The organism is Kaistella carnis, from assembly GCF_003860585.1.
GTDB classification, from domain to species: domain Bacteria; phylum Bacteroidota; class Bacteroidia; order Flavobacteriales; family Weeksellaceae; genus Kaistella; species Kaistella carnis.
On sequence record NZ_CP034159.1, the window covers coordinates 1554719 to 1575889 of the forward strand.

Below are 21171 nucleotides of genomic sequence, written 5' to 3' on the forward strand. Positions count from 1 at the left end.
TAATAATTATGAGCAGAACACGTATAGTACAAGGAAAGATTACTAAAATTACAGGAAAAGATCATTTCATATATTCTAAAGGATCTATTACAAATAATGCCGCCACAAAAGTCATTCAAAAAGGTGAGCAAAGTGGTGTCTTTTATGGAAAACCTAATTTTCCCGATTTGAAATATGAATCGACTGAATATAAGTTAAAAAGTCCTTTTGCTCATGAACAATTGCTTAAAATAGCTAAAGAACTTTCTGAAATGACTTTTGTTTTAATCATGTTACAAATTTTTGGAGATGATATAGAGATAGAAGCATTAGGAAAATTATATAAAGACTTATGTGATAAAAAATTACAGCCACCTGAAATTATTGTAACCAAAGACCCCATAAAAAATTATAAGGCGAACTACAGTAATAAGCGCAAAGTAATATTAGTGAGTAGTGGTTTTTTAGAGGAAGCAACAAAAAATAATGAAATAAAAGCGCAATTACTGGCTTCATTGGTAGAAGAATATGGTCATCATATTGATAATTTATTAAGGACAGAGTACGCGACCCATGGCAAAGAAGATAAAGATAGAATAGATGAAGGCGCAAAATTTGCCTATTTTTTACTAACGGTTGATTTTGCAAATACACCACAACTTGATTTTGCAGAAACTGAAACACCGGAATATACAGGAAAATTAATTTTAGATTTATCTACGCAAAGTCAGGACTTATCAAAATTTGTGGATCAACAACAATGGTATGACGATGATCCTACAGACGATGACATAGAAAATTTTGGTTTTGGTTTTGGAAAAGGTGCGCATGGAGGAATAGAAATGAATGCATTATTTAAAAAGAACATTTTTTTACAAGAAGAGGTATTACAAATTTATTATGGAAACTGGCTCAGAGATGTATCTCAAGTGTTGGTGCCAATGACAATACGTTTTACGAAAGAGGTACGAAGCAAAATTGAGCAAAATAATAAGAATGATAAAAATAAGATAAATCATTTATTAGCTGGAAATACTGCTAAATTTTCTCACGATGGTTGGGTGGAACTTATAGAATTATTCGCTGCAAAAGAATTTGTTTACACAATGGGAGGTGAAGATATGAAAACTCAAAATTATGTAAAGCATCTCGACATTTTTAGAAAAAAATATGGGGAAATGACCAAAGATATTTTGGGTATTTACAGACCAGAAGAACATATCGATAACCCTAAAGATTTAACTGATGATCGGATTGGTGAAATCATGTTTAAAAGAGAAACAATCAATGGATTCGAAGAGTGGGATTTTTATGCAGGAGAAACACCCGATTGCTTTCAAACCAATAGTTTTGGACAGAAATATTATATTTACAGAGATAGTGAAGATGGACAAAAAAAAGCGGGTCGGGAAAAAGATTTTATTAAAGCAGATGCTTTAAGACCGTCAGCAGACACTTATATGATTAACGAGTTGAAGTTGGCTGTAAAATATGGCAAAACCCGCGATGGCTTTAGGCATTTAGGTGGAGCTTTTCATGTTTTAGAAGATTATTTTTCTCATACCAATTTTGTGGAATTATCACTATGCAAATTAGGGTACACTAATCCGCAGTTTGTACACTTAAAAAAAGTATATCCTTGGGTAGAAGGAAAACAAGGAACAGATTACAAAAAAATCCCGATCGTAACAGGAAAATTTTTATTGGACGACACAGCAGCAAGTATTATTCCTAAAATGGCAGATATGCTTTTGCCGATTGGTTTTACTGAATATAAATTGGCAAAACCAAGAGAGAGAACTTTCGGGCAACAGACGATTTACACCGTACTAAAGGATTTAGCAGAGGGGCAAAAAGAAGATCCGACAAAAAATAATGAAACTTACTTGGGGATGGACTCCGTAGAATTATTTGAATATTATAATAAACTACTTGAATTATCCGATTATATCCTTGAAATGAAAAGTGGAGAAAATCCTTTAGGATATATTTTAAGATTTTTTGATAAAATATCTCATTTTCTTGGTGAAGTAATGACTAATTTCACCAATGTTATTTTTAATATTTTAATAGAATCAACAGATGATGACATCAAAGAAACACAAACCGAGGTCACCAATAAAAATTATGGTGAAAATCCTACCCATACCCAAATAGCAAAAGATACAATAGAGCATCCTTTAAATGGATTAGCATCGGAATTGGCAGAGATAGCAGTTGCAGACATTGGGCAAAGAATTAAAGATATTTGGGAAGGAAGAACAATTGATCCTAATGGAGATTTACTTGCTAATTATATTTTAAACACCTACTCCAGACATCCGCGAAGTGTAACTTGGATGGATGCTCCTGTTTTGAATTGGGCAAATTTTAAAAAAAATGATAAATACTTTTTAGAAAGTTTATATTTTCCAACTCCAATAGCTCATGCGCATGATGTTGCAAAAAGAAAAGTTTTTATTGGGAAAGAAAAATTAGATGAATTAATTAAATATTTCAAATAAATGAAAATTACAATAACCTTTATATTAATAACTTTACTTATGTCTTGCACAGAAAACAAAGCCCAGAAAACAGAAGTATCCAATGCAGAATTTTCTTTATCAGATTGTGGTGGCACCTACAAAGGAAAACCTTTGCCCTTCGGAAAACCTATTGAAGAATGGGAGAAACTATTTGGAAAACCGACAAGAAAACAATATGATGTTGTTTTTATATGGGATAATTTAGGTGTAATTATTTGGAATGTGGGAACAACAAAAGATGATGAGTACAGCCCAGATTATGAGATAAGAAAATACGATCAATTATACATATTCTTTTCTAATTTAGATAGTCCTTCAGGTAAAAAAGGGAAATTAAAATTCGTTGATGAATTTGATTTTTTTGAGGCACAAAGGAAATATCAAGAAAAGCATAAGATTCAAGGCACTCAAAATCTTGAATTATTTGATATTAACGAAAACGGAGAATTCCAAAATATTGAACTTATTAAACAATTTTTAATTTACCCTGCACTTTCTTATAAAAAATCTATTTCTATCGACGGTTCTGCAATAAATCCCGGAATATCATTAAAGGAACTCAATAAAAAAAGAAAATCTAAAGATTTGGAAATTTTATCTTTCCGAGACAATAATTTAGATGGTAATAATCAATGGGGCGATACCAAAGAAGAAGATGGAGAATATTGGAATAATGAAAAAAGAGATATGTGTCCTTCACAAAGTACATTCATTCGTAATATTGCACAATTTAGCAACCATGAATTAGAATTTATAAAAGTAGAATATTACGATAAAAATGATTGATTTTTTTCAAAAACTAATATATTAAAATTAAAAGAATTAAATGAACGACCATATTAAACTATTTGCAAAAATAAGTAGCAAAGTAATCGCCAAATGGCTACTTATCTTTATTACTGGAAACATCGTTACTTTGATAACATTTTTGGTGGCAATTTTCACAAATGCAAAATATGCAGGTGGTGGGCATGGAAGTCCTATTGCACTTGTTATAGGATTGTTTACCCAAAATATTTTTGCCTTTTTTGTCGTAATCGGTGCGCCAATTTTTCTCGCCTTATATTTTATTCTTGCAAATAAAATTTCCATTCAAAATGCATTGTACCAGTTATGGAAAACCAAAGCAGGTGACTATATTTCAGACAAAGTAGAAAACATCACCAGCAAATTTACAGAGAAAGACGGCTGGAAAACTGAAATTACCAACAAAGCCATCTTACAAGCTAAAATTTTGCAAGAAACTAAATCTGATCCTGATACTTCTAAATTACAGCGAAAAATAATAAATTATGGTTTCAAAAAAATAAATTTAGACGATATAAATTTCAAAGATGAAAATTTAAAATTGTCTCATATTCTAAAAGTAAAATTTTATGATTTTATTTCAAATACTGCTAAACCTTCGTTAAAGTTATTTTGGATTTTGATTTTTTTGCAAATTTTTCTACTAATTGTTTCTTTTCTTTTAAAATGATAATGTTAATAAGTAATTTAACTTTTCAAAAAAAGATATTGAAGGTTTTTGTGAAATAAAATAAAACAAATAAAAGCAATCTTACTAACTGTCTAAAAATATTAATTTAAAAGGATTGTATTAAATACTCTCGCAGATTTTGCAGATTAATTTGCGTAAAAATCTGCTAAATCACAAAAATCTGCGAGAGAAATAATTTTAAAAAAATCAAAAACTAAAAATTTAGACAGATTCTTAAAAATGTTTAAAAGCCAACTATTTCATAACCAAAACTTTCAACCGTCATTTCCAACACCGATCCAAGCGGAAAAGGACGATTAACCGTAAAGTTCGATTGGCAATTGCACGACACCACAGATTTCATAAGAATGATGTCTCCGGATGCAGGCGGAACGGATCAAGTTTCCCAAAACCGTGGTTACGTTGCGATTCCAGAAGTTGGTGACCAGGTTATGGTTGGTTTTGTGCACAATCATCCAGATAGACCATTCGTGATGGGCGGAATGTTTCATGGCCAGGTTGGCTTGGGCGGTGGAGCGGATAACCGTGTAAAATCCATTCAGACCAGAAGCGGGCACCGCATTGTTTTTACCGAAGATGAAAGTATTATTATTACTGATAAATCAGGAAATGAGATTCATTTGGACACGACGGGAAGCAATATTAATATTACTGCGCCGGAAACGATGACGCTGAATTGTAAGAATATGAATATTAACGTGGGGGAAAATATGACCACGAATGTGGGTATGAATGCCAGCGAAATGATTGGAATGAATAATAGCCAAACGGTTGGAATGAATGCGACCCAAAGTATTGGTGCGATGAAGATGACATCTGTCTTGGGAGATGCGAGTATGTTTATCACTGGAAAATTGATGGAGATTATTGAGGGTGATGTGCATAGTGAGACAATGAAAGAACGACAAGAATTTAGTAAAGGAAAAACAGAAGTTACCGCTGGAGAAAACATCCACAAAAATTCTAAAAAAGAAATTGTGAATAATTCAGGTGAAAAATCAAACTCCCACTAAAATGAGCAGAATAAGGTATGTAGGCGGAAATAATGTAAAAATTACCAATGGTACACATTTTATACATTCAGAAGATTCTATTGAATTTAGCTCTTTAAAAAAAATATATGATAACGGGGAGACTACCGGTTCCAAATATGGCAATTTTGAAGAAAGACAAATTGATGTATCAGAATACATAATTGACGGAGAATGGTTAGATAAAGACGGTAAAACATTTAAAAGAAGTCAAAAACAAGGACAAATAACAAGCGATGCAAGAATTGGAGATGTGGTATATTTTAAAATTAAAACTCAAAATCTACCTCTACATACACCGGTTACACTTCAATTAATGGAATATGATGGTAGCATATTTCTTCCTTTAGGTGGCGGTATGCTAATGGAAGCAAGACCGTTTGACGACTCCCTACCATTTTTTGACATTAGAGATAAAAATAAAGAGGTAATTGCATATGTAGATGCTGATGGATTTGTAATATTTAGCATTCATCTCACTGAAATGCTAGAGAAATATATTGATGAAGATGCAGGTGTAGAAATTGAATTATATTTTATTTGTACTTACAAAGGGATAGGATTTGAAAAAGCCACACTCCCAAGATCAACGGAAAAATATTTGACAGTAAGGAACACGTCTAGAACCATTTTTATAAAACCAGCTGCGGAAAAATATAAACTGCCAGAATTCAGAGATTCTTTGGGGGATTTTATCGTATTTTTGGCAAATGAAAGTGGAGCCGTAGTGGGCGATTTTGATTCTACCATACAGAATTTTCACACTGTAAAAGTTAGGGTGTTTAAAGAGTTTCAATACCATTCAAATTTTAATTCAGTCACCACAAAAATTTATGAACAAACCTATAATATGGATACGGGTTTGGATACCCACGAGGATTTGTTTGAAGAGACGGAAAAAAAAGAATTTAGGATTAAAAAAGATGGTAAACAGATATTTCAAGAAGGAGACATTACCCAAAATGTTAAAAAATCCATTTCAGATTATTACAATGTTAATGATATTGGAAAAACAGGACTCAAAGGCTTGCAAGAATCCCTTGAAATATTGGGATATTTAGATTATTTTAATGATTTGAAAAGCATCGCCAAATGGCGAAAAAGTCCCTGTCTATGACGCGGTAGGAGTCGTAGTGAATACAGCAGAAATTGCTGCAAAAGCTGCAGGAAGCCCAATAAAAATACCATTCGGAGCAAATGCAGTGATGTTTGGATTAGCTGTATTTGAAGCCACTATCGTTGCAGGAGTAATACGAGACATGGATGATTTTGTCGAAAATGCAATGATGGTAGAATTGGAAAACTCCAAATTAAAGGGTTTGGTAGGAGTTAGAAAGTTGTTTAGAACTAACCAATGGATCATTGAAAACTATAGATTGTTAGAAAATATACCACAAGAAGTTTTAAATGAGATACTTATAGGAAAAAGGAAGAAGTATGATAATATTGAATCAGATTTAGGTAAATATCCTATAACTTCTTCAAGTCAACAATATGCTTTGTTATTCAAAATTATGCCCGAAAACGACAAGATTTCTGAAATACGATATTTATTAGAAACCATTATAATGCAATAGCTATGAATATTTTAAAACTTATATTATCAATAATCACATTCTGGTTCATTACTGCGTGTAAAAATAAAGTGACATCCGTACAATTAGAAAAAACAAAGGTACAAAATTCACTATATCCTTTCGTGTTAGATTACACCTATGTTGGTTATCGTAATAGTGTTAGTGGTGAAAAAGATAGTCTCGTTATTAGTACTCCAATTTCATTTAATCTTATAAATAGGACAAAAAATGATTTCCAATACAAAAGAATTGAACAATTAAGTAATCCTTATTTTTCATATTTATTATTAAATGGAAAAAAATATCGGGGTGGTGATTTAAAAGAAAATATTATTATGTATTCAAGTATTACAGATAAAATTATTTTCTATTTTGAAACCCCTATTTCAAAGAAAGAATTAGAAAAGGATCCCAAAATAAAGTTTCTATTAAATGATGAAAAACAAGGTGATTCAATATTATTAAAAAATCTTTCATCAGAAGTACAGAGGAATATTAACAAAAGTCTTTCTAATGTTATTTTTTATATTAATATTAAAGATGTTGATGATAATAAAAACATTGGCATTCGCTATTGCTTCAATAAAAATAAAGCAATTATTTATGATGTAGATTCATTAGTAAAAGCCAATCCAAGATATATGTTCAGTTGTGATAAAGATTTTTATAAAAAAGAATCTAATTAATGAGGTAATCTTTATGTTTAGCTGTTTCTGAGTCCATAATTATTGAACCCGTATTTGTATGATAAGTAAATTTCTGCAGATATTTGAATGATTGTATAGTTGAAATACGACTAGTTAAGAGTAAATAACAACTAAGGTGTAAGTATAGTGGATGAAAAGCAAAAACTTAATAAATATCTTTTATTTTTGAAAGACTTGGCTGTGGACGCAAATCAAAAAGAAAGTTGTAGCATCAATGTTGATGTTTTAAAAGAAGTTGGTCACTTTCAAAAGCAAATAGATTCATTTAAAAGTTGATAGTTCATTAAAAGTACTTCTTCGGGATAAAGTTCATCTGAAATTTTCAAAAAGACGAAAGAATAATCTGGTTTTTCTTAATATATTAGTTGTTGGTTTTTTAGGTCCGCGTTTTGCCAGAAGCACATATGACAGTTTTGAAACTGACTATTTGAGAAAAATTCTTACAAATTTTGTTCAAAATCTAGAATATTTAATGTCAGAAAATCTAATCTAAAGACTGTTTTTTATACATAATGTTTTCCTCCGGTAAAAAAATATAAACTGATACTTAAGCTTGTTTATAAACCAAGAAGAACATTGATTAAACTTCCTATTTAACTAGTTAATGATCGTAGAAACTACGCACGATGTAGATACGTTAGGACATTACAAAGGAACCTTCAAAGCCATTGCGAGTGACACGGGCTTTTTACCAAAACCGGAATTCACTATTCCAATTGCAGAACCCCAATTAGCCACAGTAATGTCTAACAGCGATCCGAGCGGACAAGGACGAATTACAGTAAAATTCGACTGGCAACTGCACGACACTACCGATTTCATCAGAATGATGTCTCCCGATGCCGGCGGAACGGATCAGGTTTCCCAAAATCGCGGTTATGTGGCGATTCCAGAAGTTGGGGATCAGGTGATGGTGGGTTTTGTGCATAATCATCCAGATAGACCATTTGTCATGGGTGGAATGTTTCATGGCCAGGTTGGCTTGGGCGGTGGTGCAAGTAACCGCGTAAAGTCTATCCAAACCAGAAGTGGACATCGCATCGTTTTTACAGAAGATGAAAGCATTATTATCACCGATAAATCTGGTAATGAGATTCATTTAGATACGACGGGAAGCAATATTAATATTACGGCGCCCGAAACGATGACGTTGAACTGTAAGAATATGAATATTAATGTGGGTGAAAATATGACAACAAATGTTGGGATGAATGCCAGCGAAATGATTGGAATGAACAACAGCCAAACGGTTGGAATGAATGCGACCCAAAGTATTGGTGCGATGAAGATGACATCTGTCTTGGGAGATGCGAGTATGTTTATTACAGGGAAGTTAATGGAGATTATAGAAGGAGACGTGCATAGTGAGACGAAGAAAGAAAGAAATGAAGTAAGCGCAGGTAAAATTGTAACTCAAAGTAACGGGACAAATGAGCAGCATTCGGATAAAATAGTAAAAAATAATAGTTCTGAAAAAAGCAATAATTTTTAAAACTCTGATATTATGAGTAGGACAAGAATTGTTAAGGGAAATATCACTAAAATTATCGGCGGAGATTATAAGAGATATTCGAAAGATGATATCGAAAACAGCGGTTCCAAAATAATACAGGTTGGAAAAGAAGGTGGTGTATCTTATGGGGAGCCTAAGAAGCCGCCAATCATTGGAAAGAAGATAATAAGTGTCGAATGGCTAGATGCTGACGAAAATCCAATTTCTAAATCTACATCGGGAGTTAATGTAAGTTTAAAAGTAAGAACTGCAAATTATGAAGAAGGCGAAACAATCTGCTTAAAGATTAAAGAGATTGACGATAAGGAAATCCAAAAAGGAAAAACTGAAATTATTCTTACGGGAAAAATAATAAAAGGAGGAATATCATATTTAAAAGAAGAAATCTTTTTGGAGTCAATCATTTTTAATGAAACACAAATTAAATAAATTTATGGAAAGGAGATTAGTTATTTCTGAAATTGACGGAGACACGAGTTTTCATAATGTTTCTTTAAAAGTTTCTACCGGTGGTATCATTGGTGTAAGTAGAGTTTCAGGGATGAGAATTTTAAATGAGATTCAAAATACATTTTTCAATCACTCTCAAATAAAAAAAATTTTTGAATTAGAAAATAATGGTTTAAGAATAAAGCCAATACAAAAAAAGTATTAGATGATGCTGTTCGTGGTTTTTCGAAAGATATACAATGTATGGCTTATGCATATTATTTAGCAATTAATGGAGCCGACGCACATTATGTAGACATGACATTCACTTACGAAACACTAAATAGTCTTTCAATTTCGGAATTAGGATTGGCAGCAGGAACAAAAGGAAAATATGCAGATGATAATTATGGTGGTGGTGTTAATACTTCATATGGAATGGGAACATTAAGTGTTGTAATATTAGATTCAAAAGCAGACATCGGAGATTTTACTTATTCACAAAATGGTGTCGATTATCCAAGACGTTCAATGCCTGCAGAACTTCTTGCACATGAAATGTTGGGACATGGTTATGGTAGAGTAAAAAGGAGTATATCTTATGGTCATGCTGATGCTGTTCAAATGAGTACTTTATATTGGAGAACAAGGGGTTACATAAATTTTTACAGGAATGGCTCATGGCATGGAACCCAAGTAAGATTAAATAGTTCTCAGGCAAATTCGATTCCTAATCATTTTATATATCGTTAACTAATGAAACATTTAATATTTTTATTTACCATCTTTCTTTTATCATGTCAAAATAAAAAAAGTGAGAATAGAGAGCGTTTCAATAAACCTACTATAAATCAAACAGAAAAAAAAGATTTAGAAGGCAAATCTGACACTATTCATATTAATATTTCAAAGGACATAATTTTGCTTTGGAATAAAAACCAAAATAGTTTAATAAAGAATCAAGATTATAATGATATTTTAAAAAATAAAGATAAAACTTCATTAGTAGTTGAATTTGTTAAAAAAAATAATGATTTAGGGATTTCTTTATGTTCAAAAACAACTGCCAATTTAAAAGATGGGGATATCGCTTTTATTTACCTCTATGAAAATCAGAAAATTCCAGCTTTTAAATGTTTTAAGATTCAATTCGATTTTATTCAAAATAACTGTAAGATACCTGAAGGCTTGATGGATTATGTTGAAAAAAACAGAAATAATGTTAGTGAAGATATTCAAAGTTGTTTGAATAATGGTTAATTATTAAAGAAGCTCTACAACATAGCACAAAAAAACTCTGGTAACAAATTTTCGTTTTACAGAATATGAAGCCTGTTATAAATGCAAACCTTTACCTCTTTCAGAATACTTTAGAGACTGCTAAAAATTTAGGAATAAAAGGTGTAGAATAATTTTTACGGGTTAATGGCAGTGTAATCTTCCCCAAAAATAGGATCATTTAAAAATATAGTTTTTAAATATTAAAGTGATGACATACACGTTGAATCATCGCTCCTATATGAATTATACTTACAAAAAAAGACTTTACGACACTGTCCCGCAAAGTGTGTAAGTTGAAAAGTTTAAGACTTGAGTTTTTTATAACTTGAGCCTTTCTTCAAATATAAGCATAAATTGATTTAATACGATTCCCCAATCTCGAATCGGCATTGTCCATTTTTTTGTTGCTTCTCTTAAGGCAAGGAAAACTGACTTTAAAACCGCATCATCAGTAGGAAAAGACATTTTATTTTTAGTATATTTTCTTATTTTTCCGTTGAGATTTTCTATTAAATTGGTGGTGTAAATGATTTTACGGATTTCCACCGGAAATTCGAAAAATACCGTTAATTCATCCCAATTATCTCTCCAGGATTTGATGGCATACGAATATTTAGATTCCCATTTTTCTGCAAAATCATTTAAGGCGGCTTCTGCGGCTTGCTTGGTGGGAGCGTTGTAAATGTGTTTCATGTCGGAAGTAAAGGCTTTTCTGTCCTTCCAAACTACGTATTTACAAGCATTTCTAATCTGATGCACCACGCAGATCTGAGTTTGAGATTGTGGGAAAACACTGCGAATAGTTTGGGTAAATCCATTGAGATTATCCGTTGCAGTGATCAGTATATCTTCTACGCCACGTGCTTTTATGTCAGTTAAAACGCTCATCCAAAAACTGGAACTTTCGTTTTTTCCAAGCCACATTCCCAGAACTTCTTTTCTTCCATCCCGTCTTAAACCAACGGCAAGATAAATGGTTTTGTTGATAACTTTTGAGTTCTCACGGACTTTAAAAACAATTCCATCCATCCAAACAATGAGGTATAAATCCTCTAGTGGCCGATTTTGCCAAGCGACAATCTCACTGGAAACCGCATTGGTAATCCTGGATATTGTGGATGTTGAAACATCAAAATCATACATTTCCTTGATCTGATCTTCAATATCACTTACACTCATTCCTTTGGCATAAAATGAGATGATAACATTTTCCAAACCTTCAATAATATTATGCCTTTTGGGAACTAAGGCTGGCTCAAAAGTACTTTCCCTATCCCGCGGAACTTTAATTTCATCTTCGCCAAAAGAGGTTTTTATCTTCTTGGTTTGATGGCCATTGCGATAATTTCCGTCTTTTGTTTTTTGATGTTTCTCGGTATCCAGATGGTCATCTAATTCGGCTTCGAGCATATGTTCTACGGCTCGTTTGTGCATTGTTTTGAAGAAAGAGGTTAAATCTTCTCCACTCTTGAAGGATTTGTAGAAATCCTTGTTGTTTAATAATTCTTCTTTGTCGATCATAACTGTATAAAGTTTAAAAATAGTAAAAAGTTATTTCCGAAAAAGTTTTGAGCTTTTGAAGGCTCAAAATTTTTCAGAATAACTTTTCAACTTACACAGTTAGTGAAACACTACCGACTTTACCAAAAAAAACCGCTCTTCAGCGGTTTTCATTTTTATAAAAAAATCCAGAAAATTATTTTCCAATCACCTCCACAATTGGATTTCCAATATTTCCACTCGGGAATTGAATGTGCAACAACGCAGAAATTGTGGGTGCAATATCGGTCATATTATAATCTTTATTGCTCTCCCCATTTTTAATTCCCCAACCCATAAAAATTAAAGGAATATGAGAGTCATAGGAATTCCACGCTCCGTGAGTGGTTCCTAATTTAGCATAAGTTGGCAACCAGTTATCATGATAAATGACTTGAATATCGCCACTTCTCTGCCAATTGTATCCATTTGCAATTCGCGTTTTAATGGGTTCCGGGATTGAAGAGGAGCCTGCTTTCTTCATATCTACCGCAAATAATACCGATTGATCTTTGTTCAAAATATCAATCAAATATTGTTTTACCTGCTCGGCATCTAAATTATTTTCACTCATCAATTTATCATCTAAATAAACCTGATTGTTCGTTATTTTAGAAATTAATTGGTCCACCTTAAATTTGTCTTTCAACATTACATTGAATTCTTTATTGTCTTCCCCATAAAAACCTGTTGGCATTTTGTGCTCTTCCATAAAGCCTTTGGAATGCGCTCCACCATGATCTGCAGACAGGAAAACGGTGTATTCGCCCTTCCCTACTTTATCATCCAGATATTTAAAGAATTCTGCCAGATCACGATCCAGTCTTAAATAAATATCTTGCACTTCAATTGAGTTGGGACCGAATTTATGTCCGGCATAGTCCGTAGAAGCCAGGTTCACAGCAAGAAAATCCGTAATGACGTCCGCGCCTAACTGTTCACCTTTAATTGCAGCTTCCGCAGCTTTTAAGGTCAAAGTATTTCCAAAAGGAGTTGATCGGATATTGTCTTTTTTCAACTGATAATCTGCCGCCAGATTACTGTAGGGAAAAGTTGGCGTTTTGGCGCTTCCCAAAAGTCCTTCCCACGGGGAATTGTCCGGCGAACTTTCGGTATATTCCGCGATCGGAAGCAAAGTATTCCACCCATTTTTTACAAGCTGATCCGGCATTTTTTGCGCGTTAAAATCATTCATCCATTTTGGCAACTGATTCATGTAGTAAGAACTGGTGACAAAATTTCCGGTGGTATCATCAAACCAATAAGTACCCGTAGGATGATGACCTGCAGGCAGGATTGAGGCTCTGTCTTTTAAAGAAATGCCCACTACTTTTGCCTGAAAATTGGTCGCCAATAAAAGTTCGTCTGTGACGGTGGTGGACCATAAATTTTTTGGGGAATGACTTCCTGATTTCACATCCGTGGTGCCCACTGGTTTTACACTTTCATCCGTCGTACAGTACACATTTTTTCCGGTTGTTTTGTCGAACCAGTCATTGCCGGCAATGCCGTGGATCGCAGGTACAGAGCCCGTGTAAATCGTGGTGTGGCCAATCGCCGTATACGTTGGAATGTAATTGATATGTACATTATTAATGGAATATCCTTCTTTTAAAAGTCGTTTGAAACCATCATTCTGGTACTTTTCGTAATAGCGATACAGATAATCCCACCGCATTTGATCAACCACTAAACCAACCACCAATTTTGGTCTTTCGATTTGTGCGGATTTATTTTTCTGAGCAGTAAAGCCGGTTGACAGAACGGTTAAAAAGGTAATTCCGAGATTTTTTAACATAATAAGAAATTTACAGATGATGAATTTTAAAGGTCAAATTTAAGGGTTTAAAATTGAAAGAGAAAATGAACTTTTTGTGAATTTTTTGAAATGAGAGGAAAGAGAAGGTGGAAAGAAAAACGGACTGTAATTCTAGCCGCGATTGAAACGGCATCCTTTTTTGTTATTGCGTTGCCCAACATTTTCAAAAAACACATTATCTTTCTTCGCAATTACAAAAAAGATAGAGTGGAAAGCGGGACCTGTTTTGGAAAGAAGTCCCTGTCTACATGCTCCAAAAAAAAACGCACCTTCGAAAAGATGCGTTCCTATATTTTATGATGATTATCTTAGAATTTCAAATCACCATTCACTTCACGAACTGCTTTTGCAGCGGTTGCAAATTTTTCTTTTTCTGCATCAGTTAAACTGATTTCAATAATTTTTTCTACACCATTAGCGCCGATAATCGCCGGAACTCCAAGACAAATATCGCTTTCGCCATATTCTCCGTCCAGCATTAAAGAACACGGAATCATTTTCTTGTGGTCGCAAAGAATCGCCTGAACCATTACCGAAACTGCTGCACCCGGCGCATACCAAGCTGATGTTCCCAATAATTTAGTGAGCGTTGCACCTCCAACTTTGGTTTCTTCAGCAACGTGATTTTGTTTTGCTTCGTCTAAAAATTCGGTTACCGGAACTCCACATCTGGTTGCTTTGCTCATTAAAGGAAGCATTCCTGTATCACTGTGAGCAGCGATTACCATTCCATCAACATCAGAAATCGGACATTCCAAAGCTTCTGCCAATCTGTATTTGAAACGTGCAGAATCTAAAGCTCCACCCATTCCAATAATTTTATTTTTCGGTAAACCTGAAGTTTTGTGAACCAGGTAAGCCATAGTATCCATTGGGTTAGAAACCACGATGATGATCACATCTGGTGAATGTTTTACCAAGTTTGCAGTTACATCTTTTACAATTCCGGCATTAATCCCGATTAATTCTTCCCGCGTCATTCCTGGTTTTCTTGGAATTCCGGAAGTAATTACGGCCACTTTTGATCCAGCAGTTTTGCTGTAATCTCCTGTAGTCCCGGTAATTTTAGTATCGAAACCATTTAACGAAGCAGTTTGCATTAAATCCATGGCTTTACCTTCGGCAAAACCTTCTTTAATATCAACCAAAACAACTTCTGCTGCGAAATCTTTCATCGCGATGTATTCTGCGCAACTTGCGCCAACTGCTCCTGCTCCTACTACGGTAACTTTCATATTTATTTATTTATTGATTTTTAAAGACAATATGGAATCCTGCGAACTCCTGTTTATTTTTTAATTTTTAAAGATGATATTGATACTTTCGTTTTCCTTTTTAGTTACTTTTAATCGTCCAATATTATTACGAATGATTTTCTAATTCTTTAAGAATTCAAATTTACGAAATGTTAAAGTTGTGAGCAAAAATTGTTGTTATTAAAGTTTTCTTAATCTTTTTTCAAGATCATTAGTAAATAGAGCTGAACCAAATTTATTACCCTAAATCAACAAATTAGCAATTATTAAGCGCTAAATTTGTTTTAAATTAGACATTAAAATGGGATTTGCAAAAAGACTGCATGAAGGATATTCGAACCGAAAATATGATATCGATAAAAAGAAAATTGAAGATTTTATCGATCGTTTTTTTCGTTTCATTTTCTTTCTGGAATATCAGCAATGTTCAGAACTGATTGATATTGAGCGACGTTTAAACGATTTTAGAACGGAGTTTCATGAGATCCTGTCTTCCGTTACCGAAGAAAACAAAACCGTAAAGACCGAAGAATTTTTTGCCAGTTTTCCTGCTATTTATAAAATGCTCGAAAACGACGCAAAAGCTGTTTTAGCAAATGATCCCGCTGCAAAAAGCATGGAAGAGGTGATGTTTTCGTACCCCGGATTTTTCAGTATTGCGGTGTATCGCTTTGCGCATGAACTTTATAAAAGTAACATTCCGCTCATTCCCAGAATATGGACGGAATTTGCACACAGCAAAACAGGAATCGATATTAACCCCGGTGCAGAAATTGGAACGCACTTCTTCATCGATCACGGCACAGGAATTGTCATTGGAGAAACCACCATCATTGGTAATCATGTGAAAATTTATCAGGGCGTCACTCTGGGTGCGCTTTCGGTGACGAAAAATATGCAGAATAAAAAAAGACACCCTACCATTAAAGACGGCGTTGTTATTTACGCGAACGCTACAATTCTGGGTGGAGAAACGGTCATCGGAGAAAATGCATTGATTGGCGGAAACGTTTGGATTACAGAAAGTGTGGCGCCAAATTCTGTAGTTTTCCATAAAGGTCAAGTGACGGTGAAAAATAAATACCCGGGAAATGAACCGATCATTTTCAGTATTTAAAAAATAGTTAGTTAAAATAAATTTATAGAACTTTAAAATACAATATATGAAAATTCAGAATATATTAGAATCCATCGGAAATACGCCGATCGTTAAACTTAATAAACTTTTTTCTGACCACGAGGTTTGGATGAAACTGGAACGACAAAATCCGGGCGGAAGCATTAAGGACCGAATTGCTTTGGCCATGATTGAAAAAGCAGAGAAAGACGGAAAAATCAATAAAGACACCTTGATCATTGAACCAACTTCCGGAAACACGGGCGTAGGTTTAGCAATGGTTTGCGCTGTAAAAGGATATCAGTTGGTTTTGGTGATGCCCGAAAGCATGAGTGTTGAACGAAGAAAACTCATGAGCTCTTATGGAGCATCCTTCGTTTTGACGCCAAAAGAAAAAGGAACCTCCGGTGCCATCGCGAAAGCCCTGGAAATGGCAGAAGAAATACAAAACTCCTGGATTCCTCAGCAATTTGAAAACGATGCAAATCCACAAATTCATGCAAAAACAACAGCTCAGGAAATTTTAAATGATTTCCCGGAAGGTTTTGATTACCTCATCACGGGAGTGGGAACAGGTGGACATATTACGGGAGTCACTGAAGTGCTGAAAGAAAAATTTCCCGGTCTAAAAAGTTTTGCTGTTGAGCCGAAAGATTCACCGGTTATTTCCGGTGGCGCTCCAGGTCCGCATCCTTTACAGGGAATCGGAGCCGGATTTGTTCCCAAAGTATTAAATACGGAAATTCTTGAGGGAACCATCGAAGTAGAAAAGGCAGAAGCTTTTGAGTTTACAAGGAGACTGGCAAGTGAAGAAGGAATTTTAGGTGGAATTTCCACCGGTGCATCGTTAGCAGCGGTTAACAAAAAACTGGCAGAAATTCCTGCAGGATCTAAAATCCTTACTTTTAACTACGATACCGGAGAACGATACTGGTCGGTAGAAGGACTCTTTGAAGAAAACAGTTACAAAGGGTAACTTTAAAAATTAATAGAATTAAACTGAAAATCCTGCGCTATGGCAGGATTTTTTTATGTAAATAATTTCTGACACTTTTTACAGACATAGGTTTTACGTTTCACTTTTCCCATTTCTTCAATGATCAGTTCCGTTTTGTCTTTCGGGCAGATTTTCTTGCCATAAATAAGAGCAGCTTCTTTCACACCGTCAGTTTTGAGTAAATTCAGAAACTCTTCCGCATAATCCACGATCATCTTGAGAAGGAAAATTAATTTTTTCTCCGGAATGGCTTTTACGATACTTTCAGGATGGATCTTTGCGTGATAGAGCGCTTCAATTCTGATGATATTTCCTACGCCTGCAAATAAATGCTGATCCATTAAAACATCACCAATCATTTCCTCGGCATGTTTGTTTTGAAGTTCATTTAAGACAAAATCTTCATCAAACTCCGGTTTTAGAATATCGGTTTTAAAATTGAAGTGATCCGTAGGCTTGCCTTCATAGAATTTGGTTTTAGCCACATAAAAATTAATTTCATCGGAAGCGAAATGAAGCGCAAAGCTGGCATTCACTTTTTTCCTTTTATTCACGAGCATACTGCCAAATAAACCCAAATGGACGCCTACAAAAAAGTCTTTAAAAACAAAAAGCAAATTTTTGCCGTATGTTTCGATATCCAGCAATTTGATATTGTTGATTTGCGATTTATCCATTTCGCCATAGCCCGAAGCTTCTGAAACGGTTTTTCCTTTGTAGCGCTGGAGTTTATTTTTAAGAAAAAGTATGGAAGGTCCTTCTGGCATAATCTGTTTTAATTTAACTGCTCTTGGTTTAACAAAAGTAGAGATTTTTTCTCAGCTTTCTTTGATAAAAGCTCTTTTGATTAAGTCAAAGGAAACCATCTTCGAAATGTATAAATCATCAAAAACAACCAGGAATAGCCAAGGCAGAATCCGCCCAAAACATCGCTTGCATAATGTACATGAAGGTAAATTCGGCTAAATCCTATCGTTAGGGAAAGCAATATCAAGAAGGTCATCGCTATGATTTTCCAAATCTTGGGCAAGTTCGTGAGCCAAATAAAATAAGCCATTGTCCCATAAAAAATAAAACTGAAAGTTGCATGACCACTGGGAAAACTAAAACTTTCTTCCCGGTAAAGGATGGGATCCAAGGGCCGTGCTCTTTCAAAAAACATTTTCATGAAATAAATAAGAGCTAATCCGCCTACGCCGGCAAAAAATGTAAAAATCGCTTTGCGGTAATATTTAAAAACCAGTAAAATCCCAATTAAAAATGGATACGCAATTTTCATCAAAGTTACCGAAGAAAACTGGCTGATCATATACATTTGCGGTGTTAAGTGATCTGTAATTATATATCTCTTAAAAAATTTAAAAACCAAAAAATCAATTGTTTCTTCTTTCTCCAAAATAACTTCATCCGTAATCACGGCGAAAATGACAATTGCCAGAACAAAGAACAGCACTGATATCGGCAATTTTGCGGAGTTATTATGATAATAATCTTTAAAATATTGAACCATAATATATATTTTATTTTGTTTGCTTCTGAGGATGGTCAAAAATAAAGATTATACTCTTCTAATTCGTACTTGTCTTAAAAAACTTTACTTTTCTTCATCAAAATAAAGTCGGTAATATTTTCCTTTTTCGTCACTTCCCTGCTCGATCATTTTGCGGTCACCATGAACGTAAATACTGAAGTTTTTGTCGAGTTTAATAACACTTTTAAAGCCACGACTTTGTTTTTTAACCGCAGATTCATTGATGGCGAAATCTTCTGAAATAGAAACCTGCATTTCCTGTTCATAGTCCGATTTAAAATTGCCAAAACTTTCGATGACATTTGCATCCTGTAAAACTTCTTTGGTAAATTCCTCGTAATCGAATTTTTCTTTTTCTTTAAAAAATTCAATTGATTTATTTAGAAATTCTGCCTGGTCTGCTTTCGTTGTTTCAAATTCCTGCGGAAGTTGTTTGACAATAAAATCTTTGTACACCGCCAATGTTTCTTGGGTATGGAAATATTCGTCATCACGCTGTTTTACTTTCAAAAAATCTTCAAACCAATAATATTGATCCCCATTTTTATTATTATCCACCACCGAAACGGCATAGCCGGATTCTTTAAAATTATTATAAATGATACATCCTTTATCTAATTTTGTAAGTCCGATCCCGTAATCTTTTTCAATATCAAATGTTTCCCCTTCAGGTTGTATTTTCAGGAAAGGGGTTTTATTCTCCGTTTTAAAAATCCCTATCGAATCGATTTTGACCCCCTCGGTTTCCTCGCCTTCAAAGTGGGCGATGAACAGTTCGCCGGCTTGCACGCGTGGATTTTCAGTTATATCATAAAGATGCTCTGCAATATTTTCAGATTCGTATTGAAATTTTGCCAAGTCTTCGAAAATCTCTGAAACCGAGCTGTAAATGGGATTGTTCACCAAATAAGAATCGCCGTAAAACTGAAACTGCTCTTCGGATTTAAAAGCTTTCAGAAAAAAATCCTCCAACATTTCGCGATATTCTTCATCGAGCTGATATTCTTGCTGCGACAGAATAAGAGAATCTTGATTGATTTTGTTTCCTACTTTATGAATGATGAGTTTAGTGAGCATTTTTAAAAAAATTTTTGGTCTGCAAAGATATTTTATTAAAAGGCTTCGACCAAAGTATTTCTCAGAAAGGGATCAGAATATCATATCGCATACAAAATGGAAATTTCATTACAGTAGTGATAATGAATTTAAAAATAGTTTATTATTTTTGGGCGCATTAATCAAAAAATTTATAAAATGAAAAGAATCTTTACTTTTTTAAGTGTAGGAATGTTTACTCTGGGTTTCGCACAGGAGCAATTATCAAATGGCCAAACAGCTTCCAATCCGCGCATCTACAAAAACGTTGAAACCGTTTTAGCGTCATGCACTCAGAATGTACCCTCTAATAATTTTGAAAATGGTTCTCTATTTATTGGAACTGGCAATCAATCAATCGCTGCAGATATTTTAGTAAATTCAGGAGAGCAATATAAAATATCTACGATTAAGCTTAACCTTGCAGGTCCTGCAACTTATATAAATCTGGTAATTTACAGTGATATCAATGGTAAGCCAGGTACTGTTTTACAAACGCTAAACAATGTTGAAATCGCTAATTCAACGGTGATCGGCGCTAATTTTGGGTATAATTTCTACCGTCACACGATTAACTTACCAACTCCGATTTTGCTGTCGAATGCCACCAAGTTTTGGTTTGAGGTTAAAAGCGATGCATTCGCTTGGGAAAACCAAACGCTGGTCACAGTAGGATCCAAAATGGCTTTTAAAAATAACAGCACCAGCCAAGAGTGGCTAATCAGTAGCGGAGCAGAAATGGTTTATACTTTAGAGGGAGAGTGTGGTGCTGTCTTAGGTGTCGATGATTCATCCGTAAGCAAATTGGCATTTTATCCGAATCCGGTAAAAAACACCATTAAATTTGCAGAGAAGGTTTCGAATGTTACTATTTTTGACATGACGGGAAAATCTGTAAAATCTTTTTTAACAAATACGGACGCAGTTGATTTATCTTCTTTAGCTAAAGGAAACTATATTATTCAGTACACCACCAAATCCGGTAAAAAAGTCAGCAATAAGTTGATTAAAGAGTAACAATTTATATTTAAATAAATGATCCCTAAGTTTTTACTTGGGGATTTTTATTTGGACCTACTTGCTATTTTTTTAGAAAAATTATTTTAGGTTATGATTAGGACATGGCTCAACTTATAAATAATGTTGCCATTGCAAAAAAGCAAGCGCAAACCACGCAACAAAATTCAAAAATTGAAGCTTTTTTAGGCTCGTATCTAAGCCATGTAAATAATGTTATAACTTACTAACAAAAGACACCCTCATCGAAAACATTAATT

The 21171-nt window shown here is 34.1% G+C and carries 21 protein-coding genes; 15 read left to right on the forward strand and 6 right to left on the reverse strand.

What is annotated here, in order from left to right:
• Positions 1 to 8: 8 nt before the first annotated feature.
• From EIB73_RS07095 to EIB73_RS07150, 12 genes are all read left to right on the forward strand, one after another.
• Positions 9 to 2483, forward strand: coding sequence for an HET-C-related protein (locus tag EIB73_RS07095; protein WP_125023911.1), 2475 nt, complete (start codon positions 9 to 11; stop codon positions 2481 to 2483).
• Complete coding sequence (locus EIB73_RS07100) at positions 2484 to 3290, forward strand: DUF7738 domain-containing protein (RefSeq protein ID WP_125023913.1); 807 nt, start codon at positions 2484 to 2486, stop codon at positions 3288 to 3290. It abuts the gene before it with no gap.
• Positions 3291 to 3330: 40 nt separating this feature from the next.
• Complete coding sequence (locus EIB73_RS07105; protein ID WP_125023915.1) at positions 3331 to 3981, forward strand: hypothetical protein; 651 nt, start codon at positions 3331 to 3333, stop codon at positions 3979 to 3981.
• Between the two features lie 284 nt (positions 3982 to 4265).
• Positions 4266 to 5015, forward strand: coding sequence for a phage baseplate assembly protein V (locus EIB73_RS07110; RefSeq protein ID WP_228411320.1), 750 nt, complete (start codon positions 4266 to 4268; stop codon positions 5013 to 5015).
• A gap of 1 nt (position 5016) precedes the next feature.
• A complete protein-coding gene (locus EIB73_RS07115) occupies positions 5017 to 6150 on the forward strand; it encodes a hypothetical protein (protein WP_125023917.1) in 1134 nt (377 codons plus the stop codon).
• A 16-nt stretch (positions 6151 to 6166) separates the two neighbouring features.
• Complete coding sequence (locus EIB73_RS07120) at positions 6167 to 6610, forward strand: hypothetical protein (protein ID WP_125023919.1); 444 nt, start codon at positions 6167 to 6169, stop codon at positions 6608 to 6610.
• 2 nt (positions 6611 to 6612) lie between these two features.
• A complete protein-coding gene (locus EIB73_RS07125) occupies positions 6613 to 7296 on the forward strand; it encodes a hypothetical protein (protein WP_125023921.1) in 684 nt (227 codons plus the stop codon).
• A 625-nt stretch (positions 7297 to 7921) separates the two neighbouring features.
• The gene (locus tag EIB73_RS07130; protein ID WP_317132711.1) at positions 7922 to 8809 is read left to right on the forward strand and encodes a phage baseplate assembly protein V; all 888 of its coding nucleotides are present in this window, start codon (positions 7922 to 7924) and stop codon (positions 8807 to 8809) included.
• 12 nt (positions 8810 to 8821) lie between these two features.
• Positions 8822 to 9259: a hypothetical protein gene (locus EIB73_RS07135; protein ID WP_125023923.1), complete on the forward strand. Its 438-nt coding sequence runs from the start codon at positions 8822 to 8824 to the stop codon at positions 9257 to 9259.
• Complete coding sequence (locus tag EIB73_RS07140) at positions 9240 to 9485, forward strand: hypothetical protein (RefSeq protein ID WP_125023925.1); 246 nt, start codon at positions 9240 to 9242, stop codon at positions 9483 to 9485. Before EIB73_RS07135 ends, EIB73_RS07140 begins: the two co-directional genes overlap by 20 nt.
• A gap of 38 nt (positions 9486 to 9523) precedes the next feature.
• A complete protein-coding gene (locus tag EIB73_RS07145) occupies positions 9524 to 10012 on the forward strand; it encodes a hypothetical protein (protein WP_125023927.1) in 489 nt (162 codons plus the stop codon).
• A gap of 3 nt (positions 10013 to 10015) precedes the next feature.
• Positions 10016 to 10519, forward strand: a complete 504-nt coding sequence (locus tag EIB73_RS07150) for a hypothetical protein (RefSeq protein ID WP_125023929.1) — start codon at positions 10016 to 10018, stop codon at positions 10517 to 10519.
• Between the two features lie 339 nt (positions 10520 to 10858).
• Here EIB73_RS07150 and EIB73_RS07155 read toward each other — a convergent pair whose 3' ends face one another.
• The 3 genes from EIB73_RS07155 to EIB73_RS07165 form a co-directional block, all read right to left on the reverse strand.
• Complete coding sequence (locus EIB73_RS07155; protein WP_125021533.1) at positions 10859 to 12061, reverse strand: IS256 family transposase; 1203 nt, start codon at positions 12059 to 12061, stop codon at positions 10859 to 10861.
• 175 nt (positions 12062 to 12236) lie between these two features.
• Positions 12237 to 13877 carry an alkaline phosphatase PafA gene (pafA, locus tag EIB73_RS07160; RefSeq protein WP_125023930.1) on the reverse strand — a complete coding sequence of 547 codons (1641 nt, stop codon included), beginning with the start codon at positions 13875 to 13877 and terminating at the stop codon, positions 12237 to 12239.
• A gap of 329 nt (positions 13878 to 14206) precedes the next feature.
• Entirely contained in the window at positions 14207 to 15133 is a 927-nt protein-coding gene (locus EIB73_RS07165; RefSeq protein ID WP_125023932.1) for a malate dehydrogenase, read from the reverse strand.
• A 322-nt stretch (positions 15134 to 15455) separates the two neighbouring features.
• Between EIB73_RS07165 and epsC the strand changes: the two genes are divergently transcribed.
• Together epsC and cysK are read left to right on the forward strand one after the other, a co-directional pair.
• Complete coding sequence (gene epsC, locus EIB73_RS07170) at positions 15456 to 16271, forward strand: serine O-acetyltransferase EpsC (RefSeq protein WP_125023934.1); 816 nt, start codon at positions 15456 to 15458, stop codon at positions 16269 to 16271.
• Positions 16272 to 16317: 46 nt separating this feature from the next.
• Positions 16318 to 17247: a cysteine synthase A gene (cysK, locus tag EIB73_RS07175; protein WP_125023936.1), complete on the forward strand. Its 930-nt coding sequence runs from the start codon at positions 16318 to 16320 to the stop codon at positions 17245 to 17247.
• Between the two features lie 53 nt (positions 17248 to 17300).
• On the opposite strand, the gene EIB73_RS07180 is transcribed toward cysK, so the two are convergent.
• The 3 genes from EIB73_RS07180 to EIB73_RS07190 form a co-directional block, all read right to left on the reverse strand.
• Positions 17301 to 18035 carry a DNA-formamidopyrimidine glycosylase family protein gene (locus tag EIB73_RS07180; protein WP_125023938.1) on the reverse strand — a complete coding sequence of 245 codons (735 nt, stop codon included), beginning with the start codon at positions 18033 to 18035 and terminating at the stop codon, positions 17301 to 17303.
• 80 nt (positions 18036 to 18115) lie between these two features.
• Positions 18116 to 18778: a phosphatase PAP2 family protein gene (locus tag EIB73_RS07185; RefSeq protein WP_125023940.1), complete on the reverse strand. Its 663-nt coding sequence runs from the start codon at positions 18776 to 18778 to the stop codon at positions 18116 to 18118.
• Positions 18779 to 18862: 84 nt separating this feature from the next.
• Complete coding sequence (locus EIB73_RS07190; protein ID WP_125023942.1) at positions 18863 to 19876, reverse strand: nucleoid-associated protein; 1014 nt, start codon at positions 19874 to 19876, stop codon at positions 18863 to 18865.
• A 177-nt stretch (positions 19877 to 20053) separates the two neighbouring features.
• Here EIB73_RS07190 and EIB73_RS07195 point away from each other — a divergent pair, with 177 nt between their 5' ends.
• Entirely contained in the window at positions 20054 to 20911 is an 858-nt protein-coding gene (locus EIB73_RS07195; protein ID WP_125023944.1) for a T9SS type A sorting domain-containing protein, read from the forward strand.
• The last annotated feature ends 260 nt before the right edge of the window (positions 20912 to 21171 follow it).